Origin of the sequence: Micromonospora sp. HUAS YX12, from assembly GCF_040215685.1 — a bacterium.
In the GTDB taxonomy this organism is placed as follows: Bacteria; Actinomycetota; Actinomycetes; order Mycobacteriales; family Micromonosporaceae; genus Micromonospora; species Micromonospora tulbaghiae.
Map to the genome: position 1 here is coordinate 5,227,440 of NZ_CP157974.1, position 23,811 is coordinate 5,251,250.

Consider the following 23,811-nt stretch of genomic DNA (forward strand, 5'->3'; position numbering starts at 1 on the left):
GTGGCGAGGGGCGGCCGCGAGACGCGGACGCCGCCCCCGGTGGAGCGGGGACGGTGTCCGGCGGTGAGCGGGATCGGTCAGGTCATGTCGTCGTAGCGGCGTTCGATCGGCTTCGGGGCGACGATCGGCTCGGGTGCGCCGATCGGCGCGGACGCCTCGATCCGGGCGCCGGTCGGCACCGGCTCGGTCGACAGGTCCAGCGGCGACACCTCGTCGTCGGCGATGCCCGCGTAAACCTCCCGGCCCCGCCCCCGCCGCTTGTCGTTGAGGAACGCCACCCCCACCGCCACGAAGTAGAGCAGGGAGAGGGAGAGCGCCAGCAGGGTCATGCCAAACGGCCCGGGGTCGGGCGTGGCGATCGCCGCGAACGCGAACGAAATGAAGATCACGACGCGCCACCAGCTCAACAGCCGCCGGGCGCTCGCCACCCCGGTGAAGTTGAGCATGAGCAGGATCAGCGGAAACTCGAACGCCACCCCGAAGAGCAGGATCATGTTCGTGATGAACGCGATGTAGGCGCTGACCTCGAACTGGTTAGACAGACCGCCCACCCCGGAGTCCATCAGGAACCCGAGCCCCTTGTCGACCACGAGGTAGGCGAGCGCCGCGCCGGCCGCGAACAACGGCGCAGCGATCGCGACAAAGACGTAGGCCCACTTGCGCTCATGGCGGTGCAGGCCGGGCGCGATGAACGCCCAGAGCTGGTAGAGCCAGACCGGTCCACCGATGATCAGACCCAGCCAGAGCGCGAGCTTCAGCTTGAGCACGAAGCCGGTGGTCGGCGCCAGCGCCAGCAGGTCCTGACAGTTGCCCAACGCGTCGGTCGTGCCGGGCAGCCGGCAGTAGGGACGCTTCAGCAGCAGGAAGACCGGATCGGCGAGCCAGAACCCGGCGACCAGGCCGCCGACGACCGCCAGCGACGCCCGGAACAGGCGGTTACGCAGCTCGCGGATGTGCTCGATGAGCGTCATCGAGCCGTCGGCCGCGCGCGCGAACGTGCTCGGCCCGCGCTTCTTCAACCCGAAGGCCACGGTGGTGGGGCCCTTCCGGATCAGTTCTCGCGGACGCGCTGCACCGGGTCGGCCGGCGGCGCGACCGGCTGCTGCGGCTGCGGCGCGTACGGCTGCTGCGTGTACGGCTGCTGCTGCGCGTACGGCTGACCCTGCACCGGCTGCTGCTGCGGCTGGAGCGGCTGGTAGCCGGCCTGCGCGTCGGCCTTCTCGGCGAGATCGCGGTCGTCGTCGTGCAGGCTCTTGGTCTCAGCCTTGATGATCCGCAGCGAGCGGCCCAGCGAGCGGGCCGCGTCGGGGAGCCGCTTCGCGCCGAACAGCAGGATCAGCACGACCACGAGTACGGCGATGTGCCACGGCTTGAGGGCACCCATGGGAAGCTCCAGTCGCTCTGTGTCGGTAAGGGGTGGGTCGTCGCCCATCGTACGTGTGTCGCAGCGCCTTGCCACCCCCGCGGGCCTGCTGGTGCGGGCCCGATCGGTGAAGTTTCGACCAACCCGAAGTGTCCCGTCAACCGTCCAGGTCCGCGCATTTCTGCGCGTAACCGCCCGGGAACGCGCAGACGACGCTCACCGGGCCGACCACCGTCGATCAGTCGCCGCGCCTGGCCTTGATCAACGCGATCCGCTCCTGCGCGAGCGCCGCCCGCTCCTGGAGCGACTCGGCCCGCGCCTGCAACTGCTCGGCGGCCGACCGCAGCGACTCCGCCTCGACCGCCCGGCGCTGCAACGCCAGCGCGGAACGGCGCAGCCCGGGCAGGCGGCTCACCACCGGACGGATCGCCAGGGCCAGTACGACCAGCGCGAACACCACGACCCCGAGCACGATCCACGTCACCACGGCGGTCAGCCTATCGGGTGCCGCCGACGGCTGCCGGGTCGGCGCTGCCGGCCGGGGTGGCGTACGCGTCGAGCGCGGCCACGGCCTGGGCGCGGACCTGCTCGGCCAGCTCGGCCGGGGCCACCACGGTCACCTCCGGGCCCAGCCCGAGCACGAACCGCCGGGCCCACCCGAGGTCGGTGACGCGCAGCGACACCAGCCACTGCTCGCCGTCGGCCTCGACCCGCTCGCACGGATAATATTCGGTGATCCACCGCTCGCCCCGGCCGATCCGCAGCGTGATCAGCGGCAGGTCGGCCGACGGGCTGAACACGCCGTCGCTGAGATCGTGCGGGCGGGCCTGCGGCGGCACCACCGCCTGCTCCGGCAGCTCGGTCACCGCGTCGATCCGGTCGGCCCGGAACAGCCGTACCCCTTCGGCGCGGCGGCACCACGCCTCCACGTACGCCCGGCCGCCGACCATCAGCATCCGCAGCGGGTCGATGGTGCGTTCGGTGGTCTCGTCCCGGGCCGGGGTGTAGTAGGTGATCCGCAGCGCCCGGCCGCGCTCGACGGCGGCGCGCAGCTCGCGTACCCGGGCGCTGTCGCCGGACAGGCGGACCTCGACCGGCGCGCCGGCCAGGTCACCGGCGGCGTTCTCGATCTTGGCGAGTGCCCGCTCGACCGCCTCCCGGTTGGCCACGCCCGGCGTCTCGGCGATCATCCGCAACGCCACCACCAGCGCCAGGGCCTCGTCCGGGGTGAGCCGCAGCGGACGGTCGATCCCGGCGTCGTAGGTGATCGTCACCCGGTCGCCGTCGAACGCCATGTCGATCAGGTCGCCCGGACCGTAGCCGGGCAGCCCGCACACCCAGAGCAGTTCCAGATCCTCCCGGAGCTGCTTCTCGGTCACCCCGAGGTCGTGCGCCGCCTCGGCGATCTCGATGCCGGGGCGGGCCAGCAGGTAGGGCACCAGGTTGAGCAGCCGGGCCAGCCGGTCGGCGGAGGCACGGCCCGCGCGGGCCGCCGGGCGGGTCACCGGGCACCCCCGGTCACAGCCAGCTCGTCGTGGCGGGCGGCGACCTCCTTGAGCCGCTGGATGACCGCCTCCCGTACCTCCGGTGGCTCCAGCACGCGGACGTCCGGGCCGTACCCGACGATCTGGCCGGCCAGGTAGTCGGCGTCGGCGTACGGCAGCACCAGCCGGTCGCCGTCGGGGCCGGCCTGGCACTCGACGGCCCAGCGGCGCAGCCCGGCGGCGCGGCCCGGCGCGACCAGCACCGTCGCCCGGCCGGTGCGCTCCACCGGCCCGGACCAGCGGGCCACGTGGCTGATCAGGTCGACACCGGCGGGCGGCTCGTAGGCGCCCGGCTCGCCGGTCGCCCGCACCGTGCCGACCACCCGGGACAGCCGGAAGCAGCGGGTCGCCGCGCGGTCCAGGTCGTGGCCGACGACGTACCACCGGCCGCGCCAGCAGACCACGCCCCACGGCTGCACCCGGCGGCGGGTGGGCGCGTCCCGGTCCGGCACGCGGTAGTCGAAGCTGACCTCGCGCCGGTCCCGCGCGGCGGCGGTGAGCGGCGCGAACGCCGGGTCGACCGTGACCATCGGCTCCAGGCCCAGCGTGGCCTGCGGGTCCACGTCGATGCCGGCGGCGCGCAGCTTCGCCAGCCCCGACGACGCGGCGGCGGCCAGCCCGGCGTGCTGCCACAGCCGGGCGGCGATGCCCACGGCCGCGGCCTCGTCCGGTTCGAGCGGGATGTCGGGCAACGCGTACGCGCGCGGCGCGATCCGGTAGCCCGGCTCGGCGTCGAAGACGCTCGCCGTGCCGGTCTCCAGCGGCACGCCCAGCTCACGCAGCTCGGCCTTGTCGCGCTCGAACTTGCGCTGGAACGCCTCGTGGTCCTTGGCGTCGTCCGGGTCGTGCTCGTAGCCGGGCACGGTCGCGGCGATCTGCGCGGCAGTCAGGAAGCGTCGCGTCGACAGCAGGCAGATCACCAGGTTGACCAGGCGTTCGGTACGGGTCCGGGACACGCCCAAACGCTAGCAGCCCGCGCGTGCGGCGCGGGCACCCGCGCGGCGCGGCGCGGGGGTCTTCCCACCCGGCGGCGGCCATCGACCGGTCATAGGGTGATCGCATGGCGGAACCGGAGGTCAAGACCGAGAGCGTCGGCACCGTCGTGGTGGCCGGCGCGGCGAACCTCGCCATCGCCGTCGCCAAGCTGGTCGCGGGCCTGATCTCGGGCTCCGCGGCGATGCTCTCCGAGGCCGCCCACTCGCTCGCCGACACCACCACCGAGGTGCTGCTCTACCTGGCGCTGCGCCGCGGCGCGCGGCCCGCCGACACCCGGCACCCCTTCGGGTACGGCAAGGAGAGCTACGTCTGGGCGTTCCTCGCCGCGCTGTTCACCTTCGTCGCCGGGGCGGGCTTCGCCGTCACGCACGGTGTGACCACCATCCTGGTGCACGAGCACAGCGGCGAGTACCTGGTCTCGTACGTGGTGCTGGCGGTCTCCTTCGCGATCGAGTCGGTGTCGCTGGCCCGGGCGGTCCGGCAGGTGCGCGGCGAGTCGCGCCGCTGGGACACCACCCCGCGCCGCTACCTGCGCCTGACCGCCGACACCACGGTCAAGGCGGTCTTCCTGGAGGACAGCGCCGCGCTGATCGGCCTGCTGATCGCCGCCGGCGGGCTCACCCTGTCGCACCTGACCGGCGACGAGCTGTACGACGGCATCGCCTCGATCCTCATCGGCGTGCTGCTCCTGGTGGTCGCCGCCGTCCTGGCGCGCAGCAACATCTCACTGCTGGTCGGCCGGTCCGTCTCCGACCGGCTGCACCGCCGCATCGAGCGGGAACTGGCGGACGTGCCGACGGTGGACCGGGTCGACACCTTGATGACCATGTTCCTCGGCCCGGACGACATCCTCGTCGCCGCCAAGGTCGACTTCCGCGACGACGCCACCGGCGCGGACATCGAGGCCGCCGCCGACGAGGCCGAACGCCGGCTCACCGGGCACTTCCCGGAGATCGCGTACGTCTTCCTCGACCCCACCCGGTCCCGGTCGCCCGGCCGGCCCGCCCGCACCACGCAGGACGAGGCGGGCCGCCCGGCCGACGACCGGAACCCCTGACCCGCCCGGGGGCCGTCCCGGCGGCGGCCGATACCGTGCACCGCATGGTGCGATGGCGGTCCGGCACGGTCACGGCGGTACGGCGACGGTGGGCCGGCGCTGCCGAACTCGACGTCGACCTGCCCGACGGCGCCCGGATGCGTGCCCTGGCCTACCCGGCCCTGGTCGGCGAGCCCGAACCCGGCGACCGGGTGCTGCTCAACGCCGGGGCGCTGCTGATGGGCCTCGGCACCGGCGGCTACGCGCTGGTCGTGGCGCTGCCCGACCGGCTGCCCCCGGACCCGCCGCAGGCCGGCGACCGCCGCGACGCCGGGCACCTGGTCAAGGCCCGCTACACGCCGCTGCAACCGATCCTGCTCGGCGTGGACGAGGAGGCGTCGCCGCACCACGACCGGCTGGCCGCCGCCGACACCGTCGACGGCATGCCGGTGGTCACCGCCGACCTGCACTCCGCGCTGCCCGCGATCCTGGCCGGCGTACGCGCCGACGCGCCCGACGCCCGGGTCGCGTACGTGCTGACCGACGGCGGCGCGCTGCCGGCCTGGTTCTCCCGCACCCTGGCCGGCCTGTCCGGGCACCTCGTGGGCACGGTGAGCGTGGGCCAGGCGTTCGGCGGCGACCTGGAGGCGAGCACGCTGCACAGCGGCCTGCTCGCCGCCCGCCACGTGCTCGACGCGGACCTGACGATCGTCGCCCAGGGGCCCGGCAACCTCGGCACCGGCACCCGCTGGGGCTTCTCCGGCGTGGCCGTCGGCGAGGCGGTGAACGCCGTCGCCACGCTGGGCGGGCGCCCGGTCGGGTCGCTGCGCATCTCCGACGCCGACGCCCGGCCCCGGCACCGTGGCGTCTCCCACCACAGCCTCACCGCGTACGGCCGGGTCGCGCTGGCCCCCGCGGAGCTGGTCGTGCCCGACGGCCTCGCCCCCGCCCTGGCCGCGGAGGTCGCCGCGGCGCTGACCCCGCTGGCCGACCGCCACCGGATCGTCACGGTGCCCACCGACGGCCTCGACGCGGCGCTGCGGGCCGCCCCGGTCGGCCTGTCCACGATGGGCCGGGGCCTGGACGCCGACCACGCCTACTTCCTGGCCGCGGCCGCCGCCGGCCGGCACGCCGCCGGCCTGCTGAACTGATCGGGGCGGCGCTCAGCCGAGGAACAGGATCAGCCCGAGCCAGGCGCCCACGATCAGCACCAGCGCCGCCGCCAGCACCCAGGTCGGCACCGTGTAGTCGCCGCGCCTGTTGCGTTCGATCTCGGCGCGGATCTTCTCCCGCCGGCGGTCGATCCAGTTGAGCTTCTCGGTGCCGTCACGGCCCGAGGACGTCTCGCGGCCGGACCCACCGGCGGATTCGGAAGTGTTCATCGCGACGCCAGAGTACCCGTGGACGGGCGGCCGGTGCCGGGCACCGGCCGCCCGCACGATCACATGCTGGCGATCAGCCGTTCCACCCGCTCGTCGTAGGCCCGGAACGGGTCCTTGCACAGCACCGTGCGCTGCGCCTGGTCGTTCAGCTTCAGGTGCACCCAGTCCACGGTGAAGTCGCGCCGCTTCTCCTGGGCGTGGCGGATGAACTCACCGCGCAACCGCGCCCGGGTCGTCTGCGGCGGCGTCTCCTTCGCCTCGAAGATCTCCGGGTCGGTGGCCACCCGGTCCACCTCGCGGCGGCGCTCCAGCAGCCCGTACAGGCCGCGCCCGCGCCGCAGGTCGTGGTACGCCAGGTCCATCTGCGCCACCCGCGGGTGCGACAGCGGCAGGTCGTGCTTGCGCTGGTAACGCTCGATCAGCTTCAGCTTGGTGACCCAGTCGATCTCGCGGGCCACCGGGTCCAGGTCGCCGGTCTCGACCGCGCGCAGCACCCGGCCCCACAGGTCGACCACCCGCTTCGCGGTCTGGTCGCCGCCCCGGCGCTCCACGAACTCCGTCGCCTTGGCCAGGTATTCCTGCTGGATCTCCAGCGCCGAGACCTCCTTGCCGGAGGCCAGCCGCACCTTGCGCCGGCCGGTGATGTCGTGCGACACCTCGCGGATCGCCCGGATCGGGTTCTCCAGCGTCAGGTCGCGCATCACCACACCGGCCTCGATCATCCGCAGCACGATGTCGGCGGTGCCGACCTTCAGCAGCGTGGTGACCTCGTTCATGTTCGAGTCGCCGACGATCACGTGCAGCCGGCGGTAGCGCTCGGCGTCCGCGTGCGGCTCGTCCCGGGTGTTGATGATCGGACGGCTGCGGGTGGTCGCCGACGAGACGCCCTCCCAGATGTGCTCGGCCCGCTGGGACAGGCAGTAGACCGCGCCGCGCGGCGTCTGGAGCACCTTGCCCGCGCCGCAGATCAACTGCCGGGTCACCAGGAACGGGATGAGCACGTCGGCGAGCCGGCCGAACTCGCCGTGCCGGGACACCAGGTAGTTCTCGTGGCAGCCGTACGAGTTGCCGGCCGAGTCGGTGTTGTTCTTGAACAGGTAGATCTCGCCCGCGATGCCCTCGTCGTGCAGCCGCTTCTCCGCGTCGACGAGCAGCCCTTCCAGGATCCGCTCACCGGCCCGGTCGTGTGCCACCAGGTCGGTCACCGAGTCGCACTCCGGGGTCGCGTACTCCGGGTGCGAGCCCACGTCGAGATAGAGGCGGGCGCCGTTGCGCAGGAACACGTTGCTCGACCGGCCCCACGACACCACCCGCCGGAACAGGTACCGCGCGACCTCGTCGGGGGACAGTCGGCGTTGCCCGCGATAGGTGCAGGTGACGCCGTACTCGGTTTCGAGGCCGAAGATTCGCCGCTCCATGATGAGACACTAGCCGCCCGGAGCCTCCGATGGGCAGCGCCGACGCGCACCGCTTACGATCTCCCCCGCGCGGATCGGCGAGGTGGCGGCATCCGTACGCGAAAGACCCCGCCACCTCGGCGAGGGGCGGGGTCCGTGAGCGCGCGTCACTCGGCGGGCTCGTCCTCCGCGTTGCCCTCCAGATCGGCCGAACCCGCCGACGTGGTCGGCTTCTTCGCCTCCTCCGTGGGCACTGTCGGCGTCTTCGCCCGGCCCGGCGCCGGGGCGACGTCCCCCTCGGGCTCGCCGTCCAGCAGCGCGGTCAGCGCCGCGCCGGTCACCCGCCGGAACGTACGCCCCACCCGGTGCCGGTCCAGGACCGCCACCTCCAGCTGGTTGGCGGCGATCGTGCGGGCCGCCCCGCCCTCGCCGCCGACGCTGCTCAGCGCCTTCATGGCGGCGCGGACCGCCTCCGACAGCGACATCTCCGGCCGGTGCTCGTTCTTCAGCACCCCGCTGATCGCCTCGGCCTGGCCGCCCATCGCCATCCGGCCCGGCTCGTCGTTCACCGACCCGTCGTAGGTCACCCGGTAGAGGGAGTCGTCCTCGGGCGTGGCGCCCACCTCGGCCACGCAGATCTCCACCTCGAACGGCTTCGACTGCTCCGTGAAGATCGCGCCGAGCGTCTGCGCGTACGCGTTGGCCAGCGCCAGGCCGTTCACGTCCCGCCGGTCGTAGCTGAGGCCGTTGAGGTCGGCCATCCGCACACCCGCGCGCCGCAGGTTCTCGAACTCGTTGTACCGGCCGACAGCGGCGAAGCCGATCCGGTCGTAGATCTCGCTGACCTTGTGCAGCGTGCTGGACAGGTTCTCGGCGACGAAGAGCACCCCGCCTGCGTAGCTCAGGACCACCGCGCTGCGGCCCCGGGCGATGCCCTTGCGGGCCAGCTCGGAGCGGTCGCGCATGATCTGCTCGGGCGAGGCGTAGAACTGCATGGCCACGGCGGCGGTTCTCCTTCTGCGGGACTGCTGACTCGGTGGACGGTGGGAGCGGCCTCAGCCGCCGGGGTTCTCCATCCGGCCGGACACCACGCTCTCCGCGATCGCCGCCGTCTCGGCGTCGGTGAGCCGGTGGGTGCCCTCGGCGGTGGCGGTCATCACGACCGGGTAGATCCGCCGGGTCAGGTCGGGGCCGCCCGTGGCGGTGTCGTCGTCCGCCGCGTCGTAGAGCGCCTCGACCGCCAGCCGGGTCGCATCCTCGACCGACAGACCGGCCCGGAACCGCTTCTTCAGCGCGGACTTGGCGAACAGCGAACCGGAGCCGATGGCGTCGTAACCGGTCTCCTCGTATGGGCCGCCGGTCACGTCGAAGCTGAAGATCCGCCCCGCCCGGGCCGGGTCGCTCGCGGCCAGGTCGAAGCCGGCGAACAGCGGGATCACGGCGAGGCCCTGCATGGCCGCGCCCAGGTTGCCGCGGATCATCGACGCCAGCCGGTTGGCCTTGCCGTCGAGCGAGAGCATCGCGCCCTCGATCTTCTCGTAGTGCTCCAGCTCCACCTGGAACAGTCGCATCAGCTCGATGCCGATGCCGGCGGTGCCCGCGATGCCGACGAGCGAGTACGCGTCGGCCGGGTGCACCTTCTCGATGTCGCGCTGGGCGATCAGGTTGCCCATCGTGGCGCGCCGGTCGCCGGCCATGACCACGCCGCCGGCGGCCGAGATGGCCACGATCGTGGTCGCGTGCGGCGCCATGTCGGCAGCCATGCCGGGCGGCAGCGGCCTCCGGCCGGGCAGCATCTCGGGGGCCACCTTGCTCAGGAACGCTGTGAAGGAGGACGTCCCCGCGTTGGTGAACACATCTGGAAGACGCCCGGATGGATCAAAACCCGCTGCCACGTGGTTCCTCTCAGGTACGTGATCGCCCTGGCCAGGACGTCGGGGTTGTCCTTGAACTGACCAAGACCACCGTTGCAGTTGAAGCAGAGTATCCCGCGCACCCATCCGGTGCGATGATCGTGGTCCAGATGTTCCGGATCGGGGCGCCGGCAGATCGCGCACACACCGCCCTGCTCGGCCAGGAGCTCCTGGAACTCCCTCTCCCCGACCCCGTAACGACGACGCAGGTGATACTCGCGATTGCCACCGTAGAGCCGCTGCTTGGTCTCGTTACCGCGGGCGATGTGGCACGGCTTGCAGTAGCTGTGCCGACCGCTGGCGTTGGTCGTTCGGGGGAAATCGCCGACGGGCTTGATCTGCTCGCAGTCGGGGCACCACTTGAGGCCGTCCGCTACCGGCACGGCAGCCCTTCGCTGCGGCGCGATGCCACGTTTCCGGCGGCTCGCCTCTGAGCGAGCAGCGGCACACGTCTTGCAGTAGAACGCCAGCCCGTCTGGACGACGCCGATTACGGTGGAACGCCGACGCGGGAAGCGAGCGGCGACACTGGGGGCAAAGCTTGTCCGAAGCCTCCGGCAAATCGGACATAAGCCTCATTGACCCCCCTTCTGCACATATCCCCTCACAAATTCCTCGGCGTTCTCCTCCAGGACGGAGTCGATCTCGTCGAGCAGGTCGTCCACGTCCTCGGTGATCTCGGCGTGCCGCTCGGCCACCTCGGGATTGGCCTCAGCGGTGACCTCCTCGACCTCCTCGCGGGACTTGCCGGACTGGGTCTGCCCACCCTCTTGCGTCGCCATGGTGGTGCCTCCTCCACGATCGCCTGCGATCAACTTACCTCGCGGGAGCGACGAAAGGCCCGTCGCGTGCCCGTTTCCGGCACCCGGCGGGCCTTCCGGCATCGGGGTCACCCGCCGGTGAGTGTCTCCAGCAGATCCTTGGCGCTCTCGCAGCGGTCGAACAGCTCGCCGACGTGCGCGCGGGTGCCCCGCTCGGGCTCCATCATCGGCACCCGGACCAGCGACTCCCGGCCCACGTCGAAGATGACCGAGTCCCAGCTCGCGGCGACCACCTCGGAGGCGTACCGGTCCAGGCAGCGGCCCCGGAAGTACGCCCGGGTGTCCTCCGGCGGCTCGGTCATCGCGGTGCGGGTCTGCTCGTCGGTGAGCAGCGTCTTCATCGAACCGCGCTGCACCAGGCGGTGGTAGAGGCCCTTCTCCGGCCGCACGTCGGAGTACTGCAGGTCGACCAGTTGCAGCTTGTGCGAGCCCCAGCTCAGCTTCTCCCGCTCCCGGTAGCCCTCCAGCAGCCGCAGCTTGGCCACCCAGTCCAGCTCGTCGGCGCACTCGAACGCGTCCCGGCCGAGCCGGTCCAGCACGCTCTCCCAGCGGCGCAGCACGTCGGCGGTCTGCGGGTCCACGTCCTGGCCGTAGCGATCGTCCACGAAGGAGCCGACCCGCTCCAGGTACGCCCACTGCACGTCCAGCGCGGTCAGCCTGCGGCCGTCGCGCATCCGCATCAGGTGCTTGAGCGACGGGTCGTGGCTGACCGCGCGCAGCTCGGCCACCGGGTCGGCGATGCCCAGGTCCGCGCCGAGCGCCTTCTCCTCGATCATGGCGAGGATCAGCGAGGTGGTGCCGACCTTGAGGAACGTGGAGATCTCGGACAGGTTGGCGTCGCCGATGATGACGTGCAGCCGGCGGTACTTGTCGGCGTCGGCGTGCGGCTCGTCCCGGGTGTTGATGATGGGCCGCTTGAGCGTCGTCTCCAGCCCCACCTCGACCTCGAAGAAGTCGGCCCGCTGGGAGATCTGGAAACCGGCCTGGCCGCCGTCCTGGCCGATGCCGACCCGCCCGGCGCCGCAGACGATCTGCCGGGTGACGAAGAACGGCGTCAGGTACGCCACGATGTCGGCGAACGGCGTCTGCCGACGCATCAGGTAGTTCTCGTGCGCGCCGTAGCTGGCGCCCTTGTTGTCGGTGTTGTTCTTGTACAGGTGGATCGGGTGGGTGCCCGGGATGGTCGCGGCCCGCCGGGCCGCCTCGGCCATCACCCGCTCCCCCGCCTTGTCCCACCGCACCACGTCCAGCGGGTTCGTCACCTCGGGCGTGGAGTACTCCGGGTGCGCGTGGTCGACGTAGAGGCGGGCGCCGTTGGTGAGTATGACGTTGGCGAGCCCGAGGTCCTCGTCGGCGAGCGCCTCGGCCGGGTCGTACGCGGCGCCGGAGTAGGTGAACCCGCGGGCGTCGCGCAGCGGCGACTCCTCCTCGTAGTCCCAGCGGGCCCGGCCGCCCCGGTTGAGTTCCGGCCGCGCCCCGTAGGCGTTGACCACCTGGGAGGAGGTGACCATCGGGTTGGCTCCGGCCTGACCGGGCACGGAGATGCCGTACTCGACCTCGGTGCCCATGATCCGTCTAACGCTCATCGACCTGCCCGCTCCGCTCGCCGTCCCGGTCCCCGTCACGTCGAGCGTAGTCGGCGTGACGCGCCGAGGGGGCGTGGCGGCAGCGCGGGTCCGGTGTGGCGGCCCACCCGGAAACGCGCGGAGGCCCGCGGCGCGTACGCCACGGGCCTCCGTCGAGGGATCGGACTACAGGTACTGACCGGTGTTGCTGGCGGTCTCGATGGACCGTCCGGCCTCGGCGCCCTTGCCGCCGGAGACGAGCGTGCGGATGTAGACGATCCGCTCGCCCTTCTTGCCGGAGATGCGGGCCCAGTCGTCGGGGTTGGTGGTGTTGGGCAGATCCTCGTTCTCGCGGAACTCGTCGACGCAGGCGTCGAGCAGGTGCTGAAGGCGCAGCCCCTTGCGTCCGGAGGTGAGGAACTCCTTGATGGCCATCTTCTTGCCCCGGTCGACGATGTTCTGGATCATCGCGCCGGAGTTGAAGTCCTTGAAGTAGAGGACTTCCTTGTCGCCGTTGGCGTACGTGACCTCGAGGAAGCGGTTCTCCTCGGTCTCGGAGTACATCCGCAGGACCACCGCGTCGATCATCGCCGCGACTGTGGCCTGGGCGTCGCCGCCGTGCTCGGCCAGGTCGTCGGCGTGCAGCGGCAGACCGGCGAGGATGTACTTGGAGAAGATGTCCTTCGCCGCCTCGGCGTCCGGCCGCTCGATCTTGATCTTCACGTCGAGCCGGCCGGGCCGCAGGATCGCCGGGTCGATCATGTCTTCCCGGTTGGAGGCGCCGATGACGATGACGTTCTCCAGGCCCTCGACGCCGTCGATCTCGCTGAGCAGCTGCGGGACGATGGTGTTCTCCACGTCGGACGAGACGCCGGAGCCGCGGGTGCGGAACACCGAGTCCATCTCGTCGAAGAACACGATCACCGGAGTGCCCTCGCCGGCCTTCTCCCGCGCCCGCTGGAAGATCAGCCGGATGTGCCGCTCGGTCTCGCCGACGTACTTGTTGAGCAGCTCGGGGCCCTTGATGTTGAGGAAGAAGCTGGTGTGCCGATCCTTGCCCTCCCGCTCGGCGATCTTCTTGGCCAGCGAGTTGGCCACCGCCTTGGCGATCAGCGTCTTGCCGCAGCCGGGCGGGCCGTAGAGCAGGATGCCCTTCGGCGGCCGGAGCTGGTGCTCACGGAACAGGTCGGAGTGCAGGAACGGCAGCTCCACCGCGTCGCGGATCTGCTCGATCTGCGCCTGGAGGCCACCGATGTCCTCGTAGTTGACGTCGGGCACCTCCTCCAGGACCAGTTCCTCGACCTCGCTCTTCGGGATCCGCTCGTACGCGTACGCCGAGCGGGGCTCGATCATGAGCGAGTCGCCGGCCCGGATCGCGCTGCCGATCAGGGTCTCGGCGAGGTGCACGATGCGCTCCTCGTCGGAGTGCGAGACCACGAGCGCCCGGTCACCCGGAGCGCCGTCGGGGCCCGCCAGGATCTCCTTGAGCATCACCACCTCGCCGACCCGCTCGTAGCCGAACGCGTCGACGATGTTGAGCGCGTCGTTGAGCAGGACCTCCTGGCCACGGCGCAGCTCGTCGACCTCGAGCGAGGGCGAGACGGCCACCCGGAGCTTGCGCCCGCCGGTGAACACGTCCACCGTGCCGTCGTCGTGCTTGGCCAGGAAGACGCCGTAGCCACTCGGCGGCTGGGCGAGCCGGTCGATCTCCTCCTTGAGCGTCACGATCTGCGCGCGAGCCTCCTTGAGGGTGCTCACGAGCCGTTCGTTGTTCTCGGTCAGCCGCGCCAACTGTGCCTGGGTGGCCGCCAGCCGCTCTTCGAGCTGCCGGACGTGTCGGGGGCTTTCGGTCAACTTGCGCCGCACCAGAGCGAGTTCCTCTTGCAGGAACGCGACCTGCGTGGAGAGATCGTGGGCTTCCTTTTCCCACCGTGCGGCGCGCGAGTCCGCGTCGTCGCTGCGTGCCACGTCCCACCTCCCCGGGGGGCTTGAACGTTCTGACCTAACACTAGCCGCTATGAGCCCGATTCGGTCCACAGCAACGCGCTCGTCACCGAAGCTTGATCGCGAAGGGCTGGTCGCGGGGCGGGTACGGGCGTTCGGGTACCGTCGGGGCGTGGGACGGGAGAACATGGGGGGTGCTTCGTGACCGACGTCGCGACCGACCAGTTGCAGGTCTGGGTGGATCAGGATCTCTGCACCGGTGACGGGCTCTGCGTGCAGTACGCGCCGGAGGTCTTCGAGTTCGACGTCGACGGCCTGGCGTACGTCAAGGGCCCGGACGGCGAGCTGCGGCAGGCCCCCGGCGCCCGGGTGGACGTGCCGGAGCACCTGCGCCTCGAGGTGATCGACTCGGCGAAGGAGTGCCCGGGCGAGTGCATCCACGTGGTGCGCGGCAGCGACGGCGTCGAGGTGGCCGGCCCGGAGGCCGAGGACTGACGCGGAGACGGACACGGCGGGCCGGGGACCACACGTCCCCGGCCCGCCGTGCGTCCGCCTCAGAGCAGGGGCCGGCCGACGACCGAGGCGACCAGCCGGGCGAACTCCTCCAGCCGGGCGATCTGCCCCGCCCCGCCGTCGTCGAGGGTCTTGCCGAAGCGCAGCGCGTCGTGCCGGGGCGCGCCCACCGCCTCGTCACTGGGCGGCGCCTCGTCGAGCGAGCTGAGCAGCAGGTACACGTCGATGCTGTCGACCCGTACGGTGCCGTTGTCGGCGCGCATGAGCCGCCGCCGGCAGCCGACCTCGGTGACGGTGGACAGCGGCACCACCCGCAGTGAGGACGTCATCGCGCCGGGTGGCCCCTCCCCCGGCGGCACGTCCTCGCCGTGCCAGAGCACCAGCCGGCTGCCGTCGCAGACGACGACCTCCTGCCACACCCCGTTCACCTCGTTGACGAAGCGCTCCAGCGTGAAGCCGAGCACGGACGCGCCGCGCAGCACGCCGTCGAGCGCCTCCAGCGCGATGTCCGGGTCGCGCAGGTACGCCCGGGCGGCCGACTCCAGGTCGGTGTAGGGCGACCAGTCCGGGAAGACGGCGGGCAGGTCGCCGTTGCCGTAGCCGGGGTTGCTCACGCCGCCTCCGGCCGACCCGCGCCGCGGCGCCGCCATCGGTTCCGGTCATCGGCACGGGCGCGCCGCCCGACGCGCGCCCCGATCCGCTCGCTCATGCCACCGTCTCCACCCGCTCAGGTGTCGTCCCCACCGGCACACATGATCCGCCCGTGCGCGCGCGCCCGCGCGGCGGGGGTCAGGACTGCTCCGGCTCCTCCGCCGCGCGGGCGGCCGCGGCGGCGCGCAGGGCGTCGCGGCGCTGGGCGTACGCCTCGGCGCCCTTGCTGGGCTTGCGCCGGCGCGGCGGCGCGGTGACCCCGGGGGCGAGCTTGCGGGCGGAGACCAGGAACGCGGTGTGGGCGATCATTCGGTGGTCCGGGCGCACCGCGAGCCCTTCGGCGTGCCAGTCGCGCACCAGCGACTCCCAGGCGCGCGGCTCGGTCCAGCCGCCGCGCTCGCGCAGCGCCTCGACCAGCTCGGACAGCTGCGGGGTGGTGGCCACGTAGCCGATCAGCACGCCGCCCGGGACGAGCGCCCGCTCGACCATGTCGAGCATCTCCCACGGGGTGAGCATGTCGAGGATGATCCGGTCGAAACCGGTCTCGGTGCAGTCGGCGACGTCGCCGACGTGCAGCCGCCAGGCCGGGTGCGGCCCGTTGAAGAACGCCTCCACGTTGCGGCGGGCGATCTGGGCGAAGTCGTCGCGCAGCTCGAACGAGTGCAGCTCGCCCTCGGTGCCGACGGCCCGCAGCAGCGAGCAGGACAGCGCGCCGGATCCGGCGCCGGCCTCCAGCACCTTGGCGCCGGGGAAGATGTCGCCCATGGCGACGATCTGCGCCGAGTCCTTCGGGTAGATCACCTGGGCGCCGCGCGGCATGGACAGCACGTAGTCCGACAGCAGCGGCCGCAGCGCCAGGAACGCGGTGCCGCCGCCGGCGGTGGTGACCACGCTGCCGTCGGGCAGGCCGATCAGGGTGTCGTGCTTGAGGATCCCGCGGTGGGTGTGGAACTCCTTGCCGGGCTCCAGCGTCACGGTGTGCATCCGGCCCTTCGGGTCGGTCAGCTGGACCCGGTCGCCGGGCCGGAACGGCCCGCGGTGGACCGGGGGCAACGCCGGGACGGTGGAGATCTCTGCGGTCACGTGTTCGTCTTCCGTTCGGGTTCCAGGAGCTGGGCGAGATCCGCGATGTGCAGCACGCCGACCACATCTTCGCCTGCCGTCACGACGTACTGCGCGCCCGGGTGGGTGCGCACGGTCTCCAGCACACGCTCGCCGTCCGCCCCGAGCGGCAGGGCCGGCACGGCGGACAGGTCGCGGGCCACCTCGTCCACCGCGACCCACGGCCTCCGTTCCGGGGGTACGGCGGCGACGCGGGCCGGGTCGACCAGGGCGACGGTACGGCCGGCCGAGTCGACCACGCCGAGTGCCGCCTCGGGGGTGCCCGCCTCGTCGCGGCGGCGCTGGGCCTCGGCCAGCGGCGTGCCGGCCGGCACGGGCAGCACCGGGCGGGCCAGCCGGGCCAGGTCGACCAGGTGCAGCCGGCGGCCGATGCGGGCCAGCCGGATCGACTGGCCGGCGCCGCGCCACAGCGTCAGCGCGACGAGCAGCAGCAGCGGCAGGGCCAGCGGGGCCAGCGCCCGGCGCATGGTGAGCACCACGACCAGCGCCAGCGTGCCCAGCGCGACGGCCCGGCCCACCCAGCCGGCCACCTCGGTGCCGCGGTGCCGGTCGCGGGTGAGCGCCCACACGGCGGCGCGCAGCGCCCGGCCGCCGTCCAGCGGCAGGCCGGGCAGGCTGTTGAAGATCGCCACCACCACGTTGCTGACCGCGAGCTGGAAGGCGAGCTGGTGGCCGAGCGTGCCGGCGGGCAGGGCGAGGGTGGCGGCGACCGCGCCGGCGCCGAGCACCGCGGAGACGGCCGGCCCGGCCAGCGAGATCAGCAGCTCGACCCGGGGGCTGGGGGCGTCGCGGTCCATCTCGGTGTAGCCGCCGAGCAGTTCCAGCGTGATCCCCCGCACACCGATGCCGTACCGGCGGGCGGTCAGCGCGTGGCCCAGCTCGTGCAGCAGCACGGAGCCGAGCAGCGAGATCACGAAGCCGAGGCCGACCAGGTAGCCGCCGAGCGGGCCGAGGTCGAGCTGGCGGCGGGCGAGCGCCGCGTACAGCACTGTGACCACGACGGTGAGCAGCAGCATCGAGGCGTCGACGCGCAGCGGCACCCCGAGAACCCGGCCGAGGCTGAGCCCCGGCCGGCGGGATCCTCGGCTCCGCTGCTGCACCGGCCCGATGCTACGTGAGCTGAAGCAGCGGGCCGCTTACGCGAGCCGGCTGAGGGCGCCGCGATCCCGATCATGCTTCGGTGCGGCGAGGCCGGCCCTGTCACACGCGTGGCCTAACCTTCCGGGCATGACGGCGGAACCGATGATCGACAGTCACGGCGACCAGACGGCGGCACCGGTCACCGTGCGGGCCTCGTTGTCGCCGTCGCGGGCGGCCGACTTCAAGACCTGCCCGCTGCTCTACCGGTTCCGCAGCATCGACCGGCTGCCCGAGCGGCCGACCGTCGAGCAGGCCCGGGGCACGCTCGTGCACGCCGTGCTGGAGCGGCTGTTCGACCTGCCGGCCGCCGCGCGTACCCCCGAGTCGGCGGGTGACCTGGTCGCCCCGCAGTGGGACCGGCTGGTCACCGAGGAGCCGGAGCTGGCCACGCTGTTCGCCGACGGCGACGCCGTCGGGCCGCAGGAGTTCCTCCGGTCGGCGACGGCACTGCTGGACGGCTACTTCGCGGTGGAGGATCCGCGCCGGCTGGAGCCGGCCGAGCGCGAGGCGCTGATCTCCGCGGTGGTGGACGACGAGCTGCTCATCCGGGGCTACCTCGACCGGCTCGACGTCGCGCCGGACGGCGCGCTGCGGGTGGTCGACTACAAGACCGGCGGGGCGCCGCGGGAGGCGTTCGAGGCGCGGGCGCTGTTCCAGCTCAAGTTCTACGCCCTGGTGCTGTGGCGCACCCGGGGCGTGGTGCCGCGCGTGCTGCGCCTGCTCTACCTCAAGGACGCCGAGGTCTGCGACTACGCCCCGGACGCCGACGAGCTGGTCCGCTTCGAGCGCACGGTGGTGGCGCTGTGGCGGGCGATCGAGCAGGCCACCGCCCGGCAGGACTTCCGTCCCCGGCCGAGCCGCCTGTGCGACTGGTGCAACCACCAGGCGCTGTGCCCGAGCTACGGCGGGACGCCGCCGCCGTTCCCGGTGGCGACAGCCGCGCCCGACCCGCTGGTGGACGCCCGCTCCCGCCCGGCAACCCCCGGCGCCGACGAGTAACCCCGGCCCACCCCGAGATCTTGGTACGGGGGCGCCCTTGGCGGGGCGCCCCCGTACCAAGATCCCCATCCGCACCTCACCCGGAGCAGCCCGGCCCGGACGCGGTGATCATGAAGTTGGCCGCCTCGGGAAGCGCTTTCCCGCCAGCCAACTTCATGATCGCCGGGCGATGAGGCGGGCGAGGGCGCGGCTCGGGCGGGCGGGCGGGCGGGCGGGCGGGGCCATCCTGCGGGAACGGGGTGACCTGGTCGGGGTGCGGGCGGCGGCCGGCCTCTACCGTGGGTGCGGCTGGCCGGTCCCGCGCCGGACGGCTCGCGGGTGCCCGGTCCCGGCCGGACCGCCGCCCGGACGACGAGGGGGACGCATGACCGAGGGCGCCGTGTCCCGGCCGGTGCGGGTTCTGCTCGCCGACGACCAGCCGCTGCTGCGTACCGGATTCCGCATGGTGCTCGGCGCGGAGGACGACCTCGACGTGGTGGGTGAGGCCGGCGACGGCGCGGAGGCGGTGGAGCTGTCCCGGCGGCTCCTGCCCGACGTGGTGCTGATGGACATCCGGATGCCGCGCCTGGACGGGGTGGCCGCCACCCGCGCGATCGTGTCGGCCCGGCTGCCGGTACGGGTGCTCGTGCTCACCACGTTCGCGCAGGACGAGCACGTCGTCGGGGCGCTGCGGGCCGGGGCGAGCGGCTTCCTGACCAAGGACGTGCCGGCCGAGGACCTCGTCGCCGCGACCCGTGCGGTGGCCGCCGGAGGCGCGGTGATGTCCCCGCGCGTCCTGCGCCGGCTGCTGGACCGCTTCGCCCAGGTGCTGCCGGACCCGGCCGCCGCGCCGGCGCGGGCGCTTTCGCCGCTGACCGACCGGGAGCGCGAGGTGCTCACCCACATGGCGCGCGGACTGTCCAACGCGGAGATCGCCCGGGTGCTGTCGGTCAGCGAGACCACCGTGAAAACCCATGTCGGGCACGTGCTCACGAAGCTACGGTTGCGCGACCGGGTGCAGGCGGTCGTGCTCGCGTACGAGACGGGCCTGGTCCGTCCCGGCGGCTGAGGTGGCGCGGCTCACCTACCGTGACCAGCGGCGGGGCTGATGTGTTGACCATAACGCCGGGTGAGGCCTTAGCGTCGGCGTCGCCTGCCGGTCAGGGGTCACCCTGAGCCCGCATAGGGGTCGACCCTCACCGGAAGATCGGCGCGGATTCCACCCCAGGTCGGAGGGCTTTCGGGCGCGCGACCCCGAGGATGGATTCCGCCGCACCGGCCAGCGGGGGCGGTGCGGCATGAGAACGACATACGGAAGAGGTAGATGACGTGACCGCGACGGTAGGCCGAGAGCAGGCCGCGGCCCGGGCGTACGACGTGTGGAAGGTGTACGGCAGCGGCGAGGCGCAGGTCGTCGCGCTGCGGGGGGTGAGCGCCGAGTTCGAACGCGGCCGGTTCACCGCGATCATGGGGCCGTCCGGCTCCGGTAAGTCCACGCTGATGCACTGCCTCGCCGGTCTGGACACGGTGACCAAGGGCACGGTCATGATCGGTGACACGACGGTGACCGGCCTCAACGACTCCGGCCTGACGAAGCTGCGCCGCGACAAGGTGGGCTTCATCTTCCAGCAGTTCAACCTGCTGCCCACGCTCACCGCGCAGGAGAACATCCTGCTGCCCCTGTCGATCGCCGGGCGCAAGCCCGACCCGGCCTGGTACGACACGGTGATCGACACGGTCGGGCTGCGGGAGCGGCTCGGGCACCGCCCGGCGCAGCTCTCCGGCGGCCAGCAGCAGCGCGTGGCGTGCGCCCGGGCGCTCGTCGCCCGCCCCGAGGTGATCTTCGCGGACGAGCCGACCGGCAACCTGGACTCCCGCTCCGGCGCCGAGGTGCTCAAGTTCCTGCGCAACTCGGTCCGCGAGCACGGCCAGACCATCGTTATGGTCACGCACGACCCGACCGCCGCCGCGTACGCCGACCGGGTGGTCTTCCTCGCCGACGGGCAGATCGTCTCGGAGCTGATCGAGCCGACCGCCGAGACGGTGCTGGACACGATGAAGAAGCTGGACGCCCCGGTCGAGGTGGGCAACTGATGCTGCGGGCAACGCTCAAGAGCCTGCTGGCGCGCAAGCTGCGCCTGCTGCTGTCCGGCCTGGCGGTGGTGCTCGGCGTCATGTTCGTCTCCGGCGCGTTCGTGCTCACCGACACGCTCGGGCGGTCCTTCGACGCGGTCTTCGCCGACGCGTACGCCGAGGTCGACGTGAACGTCGAGGCGAAACCGAAGATCGACGTCTCCACGGCCGAGGGCATGCCGGTGAGCACCCCGATGCCGGCGTCGGTGCTCGACCGGGTCAAGGCGGTGCCGGGCGTCGCCGACGCCGAGGGCGTGGTGGCCGCCGAGGGCGCCCGCATGATCGGCAGCAACGGCAAGGTGGTCACCTCGTTCGGCCCGCCGCAGCTGGGCCAGAACTGGCTCGGCGAGGGCGATCTGCTGAAGCTGCGCGAGGGTCGCGGCCCGCAGGCCGACGACGAGATCGTGGTCAACGCCGCGCTGGCCGAGGCGGGCAAGGTCAAGGTCGGCGACCGGGTCGGCGTGCTGACGCTGGCGCCGAAGAAGGAGTTCACGCTCGTCGGCGTGTTCGGCTACAGCGGCGGCCGGGACTCGATCGGCGGCGCCAACGAGGTCCACTTCACCACTCCGGTGGCGCAGCAGCTGATGCTGGGCGAGCCGGACGTGTACAGCAGCGTCAGCGTCCAGGCCGCCGACGGCACCACGCCGGAGGCGCTGCGCGACGAGGTGGCCCGCACGCTGGGCGCCGACTACCAGGTCAAGACCGGTGAGCAACTCGCCGCCGACGCCTCGGCCGGCCTCAAGGAAGGGCTGTCGTTCTTCAACAAGATCCTCCTCGGGTTCGCCGCGGTGGCGCTGCTGGTCGGCACGTTCCTGATCCTCAACACGTTCTCGATCATCGTGGCCCAGCGCACCCGTGAGCTGGCCCTGATGCGGGCCATCGGAGCCAGCGGCAAGCAGGTCATCGGTTCGGTGGTGCTGGAGGCGCTCGCGGTCGGCCTGATCGCCTCGGTGCTGGGGCTCGCCGCCGGCATCGGCGTGGGTGCGCTGCTCGCGTACCTGTTCGGTCAGCTCGCCGGGGGTCTGAGCCTGGCCGGGCTGGGTGTGCCGGCCTCGGCGGTGATCGGCGCGTTCGCGGTCGGCATGCTGATCACGGTGATCGCCGCGCTGCTGCCGGCGCTGCGTGCCTCGCGTATCCCGCCGATCGCCGCGATGCAGGACGTCGCCACGCCGGACCGGCCGCTCACCAAGGTCACCATCGGCGGCGCGGTGGTCACCGGCATCGGCGCGGTGCTGCTGTTCCTGGGCCTCGGCGGGCACGCCGGCGACAGCACCCTGGCGACCATCCTCGGCGGCGTGCTGTTCGCGTTCATCGGGGTGGCGCTGCTGACGCCGGTGATCAGCCGGCCGGTGGTCGCGCTGCTCGGCGCGATGTTCTCCTGGTCGGTGCCGGGCAAGCTGGGCCGGCTCAACTCGGGCCGCAACCCGCGCCGCACCGCGATCACCGCGGCCGCGCTGATGGTGGGCATCGCCCTGGTCACCGGCGTGACGGTGATCCTGGACTCGGCCAAGGGCAGCATCGGCAAGCTGGCCGAGGACAACATCAAGGCGGAGCTGGTGATCTCCGGGGCGTCGTCCGGGCCGCGTCCGGCGAGCTTCGACCCGGCGGTGCTGGAGAAGGCCGCCGCGATCCCGGGCGTGCGGATGGTCAGCGGCGAGTACGGCGACATGGCAGTGGTCGGCGGCGAGCGGACCTGGGTGGCCGCGTCGAGCAACGTGGCCGCGCTGCAGCAGATCTTCGGGGCGAAGGCGGCCGCCGGTGACATCAGCCGGCTGGCGCCGGACCAGATGCTGGTCAGCTCCGACACCGCGAAGGCACGCAACCTCACCGTCGGTTCGACGGTGCCGGTGCAGCTGTCCCGCGGCGAGGCCCGCACCTACACGGTCAGCGGCATCTACGAAAGCTCGCAGCTGACCAACCCGGTGACGCTGCCGCCGCAGGCCGCGGCGGACTTCAGCATCCCGCAGCCGATCCAGGGTTTCCTCCAGCTCGCCCCCGGCACGTCGGTGGACGCCGTGCAGCCGCAGGTCGAGCGGCTGCTGGCGGACAGTCCGGAGGTGTCGGTGGCCGACCGGGCCGCGTTCATCGAGCAGCAGACCGGTCAGCTGGACTCCCTGCTCCAGATGATCCAGATCCTGCTGGCGCTGGCCATCGTGATCGCGGTGCTGGGCATCATCAACACGCTCGCGCTGTCGGTGCTGGAACGGACCCGGGAGCTGGGCCTGTTGCGGGCGATCGGACTGCGCCGCGCCCAGACCATGCGCATGATCACGGTCGAGGCGGTGGTGATCTCCATCTTCGGCGCGCTGCTCGGCGTGGTGGTCGGCACCGGTCTCGGCGCGGCGGTGGTCGAGGCGCTCAGGGACGAGGGCATCACCGACCTGGTCCTGCCGTGGGGTCAGATGGTGACGTTCCTGATCCTGGCCGCGATCATCGGCGTGATCGCCGCCGTACTGCCGGCGATCCGCGCCGCGCGGATCAACGTCCTGGGCGCCATCGCCCACGACTGACGTGAAAGGAAGGGCCCCTTCTTAACGCCTCGCGCAGAGGAAGGGGCCCTTCTTAACGGTTGAGCAGCGCCGCGAGCAGCTCCAGGTCCGCCCCGGTCAGGCTCTCCACCTGGTGTACGCCGTCGGCGGGCGCCAGCGGCACCTCGGCCGGTACGGCCAGCACCGCCGCCCCGGCGGCGAGCGCGCTCGCCACGCCGGTGGGTGAGTCCTCGATCGCCACGCACCGCTCGATCGGCACGCCCAGCAGACGCGCGGCGGTCAGGTACGGCTCCGGGTGCGGCTTGGCCGCGTCCACCTCGTCGCCGCAGACCACCGCGTCGAAGCTGTCCCGGCCCAGCGTGTCCAGGGCCACCTCGACCAGGGACCGGCCGCTGGAGGTGACCAGCGCGGTGGGGATGCCGGCGGCCCGTACCGCCCGCAGCAACGCCAGCGCCCCCGGACGCCACTGCAGCCCGGTGCGGAACAGGTCCAGGATCCGGGCGCTGATCCAGTCGGCGCTGGCCTGCACGTCCCGCTGCGGCTGGCCCAGGTCGTCGTGCACGATCCGCATCGCGTCGGCCATCGCGGTGCCGACGATCGTGCGGCGGGCGGAGTCGGAGAGCACGCCGCCGTACACGGCGGCCAGCTCCTCCAACGCGACGTCCCACAGTTTCTCGCTGTCGACCAGGGTGCCGTCCATGTCGAAGAGCACGGCGGCGGGGTGTGGGCTGCTCAGCGGGGGCCTCCTTCGGTACGCCTACCCCGCCGATCCTGCCAGCCGCGCCCGGCGCGCCCGGCACCGTCCCCGATCGGGGTGACCTGCGG

The 23,811-nt window shown here is 72.5% G+C and carries 24 protein-coding genes; 7 read left to right on the forward strand and 17 right to left on the reverse strand.

Going from position 1 to position 23,811, the window contains the following annotated elements:
- Positions 1 to 77: 77 nt before the first annotated feature.
- From tatC to ABIH81_RS24915, 5 genes are all read right to left on the reverse strand, one after another.
- Positions 78 to 1,031, reverse strand: coding sequence for a twin-arginine translocase subunit TatC (gene tatC, locus ABIH81_RS24895; protein WP_349877307.1), 954 nt, complete (start codon positions 1,029 to 1,031; stop codon positions 78 to 80).
- 20 nt (positions 1,032 to 1,051) lie between these two features.
- Positions 1,052 to 1,384, reverse strand: coding sequence for a Sec-independent protein translocase subunit TatA (gene tatA, locus ABIH81_RS24900; protein ID WP_349877308.1), 333 nt, complete (start codon positions 1,382 to 1,384; stop codon positions 1,052 to 1,054).
- Between the two features lie 217 nt (positions 1,385 to 1,601).
- Entirely contained in the window at positions 1,602 to 1,850 is a 249-nt protein-coding gene (locus ABIH81_RS24905; RefSeq protein WP_047893701.1) for a hypothetical protein, read from the reverse strand.
- 10 nt (positions 1,851 to 1,860) lie between these two features.
- Entirely contained in the window at positions 1,861 to 2,868 is a 1,008-nt protein-coding gene (locus tag ABIH81_RS24910) for a YafY family protein (RefSeq protein WP_349877309.1), read from the reverse strand.
- Positions 2,865 to 3,863 carry a WYL domain-containing protein gene (locus ABIH81_RS24915; RefSeq protein ID WP_349877310.1) on the reverse strand — a complete coding sequence of 333 codons (999 nt, stop codon included), beginning with the start codon at positions 3,861 to 3,863 and terminating at the stop codon, positions 2,865 to 2,867. The genes ABIH81_RS24910 and ABIH81_RS24915 overlap by 4 nt, the downstream gene beginning before the upstream one ends.
- A 104-nt stretch (positions 3,864 to 3,967) precedes the next feature.
- Between ABIH81_RS24915 and ABIH81_RS24920 the strand changes: the two genes are divergently transcribed.
- Both ABIH81_RS24920 and ABIH81_RS24925 read left to right on the forward strand, forming a co-directional pair.
- Positions 3,968 to 4,960, forward strand: a complete 993-nt coding sequence (locus tag ABIH81_RS24920) for a cation diffusion facilitator family transporter (RefSeq protein ID WP_047893698.1) — start codon at positions 3,968 to 3,970, stop codon at positions 4,958 to 4,960.
- 44 nt (positions 4,961 to 5,004) lie between these two features.
- A complete protein-coding gene (locus ABIH81_RS24925) occupies positions 5,005 to 6,090 on the forward strand; it encodes a DUF3866 family protein (RefSeq protein WP_349877311.1) in 1,086 nt (361 codons plus the stop codon).
- 12 nt (positions 6,091 to 6,102) lie between these two features.
- Here the strand turns inward: ABIH81_RS24925 and ABIH81_RS24930 are convergent, their stop codons facing one another.
- The 8 genes from ABIH81_RS24930 to arc form a co-directional block, all read right to left on the reverse strand.
- On the reverse strand, positions 6,103 to 6,321 hold the full coding sequence (locus ABIH81_RS24930; RefSeq protein WP_252453763.1) for a hypothetical protein: 219 nt from the start codon (positions 6,319 to 6,321) through the stop codon (positions 6,103 to 6,105).
- 59 nt (positions 6,322 to 6,380) lie between these two features.
- On the reverse strand, positions 6,381 to 7,739 hold the full coding sequence (gene pafA / locus ABIH81_RS24935) for a Pup--protein ligase (protein WP_013286109.1): 1,359 nt from the start codon (positions 7,737 to 7,739) through the stop codon (positions 6,381 to 6,383).
- A gap of 146 nt (positions 7,740 to 7,885) precedes the next feature.
- Positions 7,886 to 8,719, reverse strand: a complete 834-nt coding sequence (prcA, locus tag ABIH81_RS24940) for a proteasome subunit alpha (protein ID WP_349877312.1) — start codon at positions 8,717 to 8,719, stop codon at positions 7,886 to 7,888.
- A gap of 54 nt (positions 8,720 to 8,773) precedes the next feature.
- Positions 8,774 to 9,613, reverse strand: a complete 840-nt coding sequence (gene prcB, locus ABIH81_RS24945) for a proteasome subunit beta (protein ID WP_181726645.1) — start codon at positions 9,611 to 9,613, stop codon at positions 8,774 to 8,776.
- Positions 9,532 to 10,209 carry an endonuclease VII domain-containing protein gene (locus tag ABIH81_RS24950; RefSeq protein WP_349877313.1) on the reverse strand — a complete coding sequence of 226 codons (678 nt, stop codon included), beginning with the start codon at positions 10,207 to 10,209 and terminating at the stop codon, positions 9,532 to 9,534. The genes prcB and ABIH81_RS24950 overlap by 82 nt, the downstream gene beginning before the upstream one ends.
- Positions 10,206 to 10,412, reverse strand: coding sequence for a ubiquitin-like protein Pup (locus tag ABIH81_RS24955; protein WP_013286106.1), 207 nt, complete (start codon positions 10,410 to 10,412; stop codon positions 10,206 to 10,208). The genes ABIH81_RS24950 and ABIH81_RS24955 overlap by 4 nt, the downstream gene beginning before the upstream one ends.
- Positions 10,413 to 10,519: 107 nt before the next feature.
- A complete protein-coding gene (gene dop / locus ABIH81_RS24960; RefSeq protein ID WP_349877314.1) occupies positions 10,520 to 12,037 on the reverse strand; it encodes a depupylase/deamidase Dop in 1,518 nt (505 codons plus the stop codon).
- Between the two features lie 165 nt (positions 12,038 to 12,202).
- Complete coding sequence (arc, locus tag ABIH81_RS24965) at positions 12,203 to 13,984, reverse strand: proteasome ATPase (RefSeq protein ID WP_349877315.1); 1,782 nt, start codon at positions 13,982 to 13,984, stop codon at positions 12,203 to 12,205.
- Positions 13,985 to 14,161: 177 nt separating this feature from the next.
- Between arc and ABIH81_RS24970 the strand changes: the two genes are divergently transcribed.
- Positions 14,162 to 14,455, forward strand: coding sequence for a ferredoxin (locus ABIH81_RS24970; protein ID WP_013286103.1), 294 nt, complete (start codon positions 14,162 to 14,164; stop codon positions 14,453 to 14,455).
- 59 nt (positions 14,456 to 14,514) lie between these two features.
- Here the strand turns inward: ABIH81_RS24970 and ABIH81_RS24975 are convergent, their stop codons facing one another.
- From ABIH81_RS24975 to ABIH81_RS24985, 3 genes are all read right to left on the reverse strand, one after another.
- The gene (locus ABIH81_RS24975; RefSeq protein ID WP_120570080.1) at positions 14,515 to 15,087 is read right to left on the reverse strand and encodes a hypothetical protein; all 573 of its coding nucleotides are present in this window, start codon (positions 15,085 to 15,087) and stop codon (positions 14,515 to 14,517) included.
- A 175-nt stretch (positions 15,088 to 15,262) separates the two neighbouring features.
- Positions 15,263 to 16,207 (reverse strand): tRNA (adenine-N1)-methyltransferase, encoded by a 945-nt coding sequence (locus ABIH81_RS24980; protein WP_349877316.1) that lies wholly within the window; start codon positions 16,205 to 16,207, stop codon positions 15,263 to 15,265.
- Positions 16,204 to 17,262 (reverse strand): M50 family metallopeptidase, encoded by a 1,059-nt coding sequence (locus ABIH81_RS24985; protein ID WP_349881192.1) that lies wholly within the window; start codon positions 17,260 to 17,262, stop codon positions 16,204 to 16,206. The genes ABIH81_RS24980 and ABIH81_RS24985 overlap by 4 nt, the downstream gene beginning before the upstream one ends.
- Positions 17,263 to 17,473: 211 nt before the next feature.
- Between ABIH81_RS24985 and ABIH81_RS24990 the strand changes: the two genes are divergently transcribed.
- From ABIH81_RS24990 to ABIH81_RS25005, 4 genes are all read left to right on the forward strand, one after another.
- Entirely contained in the window at positions 17,474 to 18,385 is a 912-nt protein-coding gene (locus ABIH81_RS24990) for a PD-(D/E)XK nuclease family protein (protein WP_349877317.1), read from the forward strand.
- Positions 18,386 to 18,749: 364 nt separating this feature from the next.
- On the forward strand, positions 18,750 to 19,433 hold the full coding sequence (locus ABIH81_RS24995; protein WP_349877318.1) for a response regulator transcription factor: 684 nt from the start codon (positions 18,750 to 18,752) through the stop codon (positions 19,431 to 19,433).
- Between the two features lie 260 nt (positions 19,434 to 19,693).
- A complete protein-coding gene (locus ABIH81_RS25000) occupies positions 19,694 to 20,458 on the forward strand; it encodes an ABC transporter ATP-binding protein (RefSeq protein ID WP_349877319.1) in 765 nt (254 codons plus the stop codon).
- Positions 20,458 to 23,007: an FtsX-like permease family protein gene (locus tag ABIH81_RS25005; protein WP_349877321.1), complete on the forward strand. Its 2,550-nt coding sequence runs from the start codon at positions 20,458 to 20,460 to the stop codon at positions 23,005 to 23,007. The genes ABIH81_RS25000 and ABIH81_RS25005 overlap by 1 nt, the downstream gene beginning before the upstream one ends.
- Positions 23,008 to 23,059: 52 nt before the next feature.
- Here ABIH81_RS25005 and ABIH81_RS25010 read toward each other — a convergent pair whose 3' ends face one another.
- A complete protein-coding gene (locus tag ABIH81_RS25010; RefSeq protein WP_349877322.1) occupies positions 23,060 to 23,698 on the reverse strand; it encodes an HAD family phosphatase in 639 nt (212 codons plus the stop codon).
- Between the last annotated feature and the right edge of the window lie 113 nt (positions 23,699 to 23,811).